This is a genomic window from Burkholderia sp. APQ4-4ca (assembly GCF_057837105.1).
In genome coordinates this window covers 1-506 of record NZ_JBYQCG010000047.1, presented here as the reverse complement: position 1 = coordinate 506, position 506 = coordinate 1, and the positions used below count along the sequence as shown (strand labels likewise).

General features: G+C 53.6%; 1 pseudogene. It reads right to left on the bottom strand.

From position 1 onward, the window contains the following. Positions 1-87: 87 nt before the first annotated feature. Positions 88-506 (bottom strand): annotated as a pseudogene (locus tag AC3IFE_RS01605) (nucleotidyl transferase AbiEii/AbiGii toxin family protein); the annotation flags it as partial.

The window sequence follows — 506 nt, the reverse complement described above, 5'->3', positions numbered from 1 at the left end:
ATCGATCTGATTCGGCGCCTGCCGATCGAACGCGACTTTTATTTGACGCATGAGATGAGCGATACGCGTTATGTCAGTGACTGGCGCCTATCTGTCCCAAGTGGGTTTTAGCCGGTCAACCAACTCGAGCACGTAGTTGAAATAGACCTTAAATTCCTTGAGGTCAAAATCCGGCGAAACCGTGTCGGCAACGGACGGGAAGCCGGCCAGATGAAAATCGTAGTAGTTCGAAATCAGGCCGAGGAAAGACAGGGGCACCTTCTTGGCCTCAAACATCGAGGCCAGGATCCGCTGCATCTGTTCGCCCGTCAGATCCAACTCTAGCGCCTTCGTGAGCACGAAGATGTCGACACAGTCCTTGGGGCGTGCGCTACCGTTATGTCCTCGTTTGATGATTGGGGTGTATTCGGTCGTCTGCTGACAGATGGCCCGCAGCTTTTCGCAGACGATCATCAGGGGCGAGTAGACATAGATCAGAGTCCCATCGAAGTCCCAATCCTGCTTGT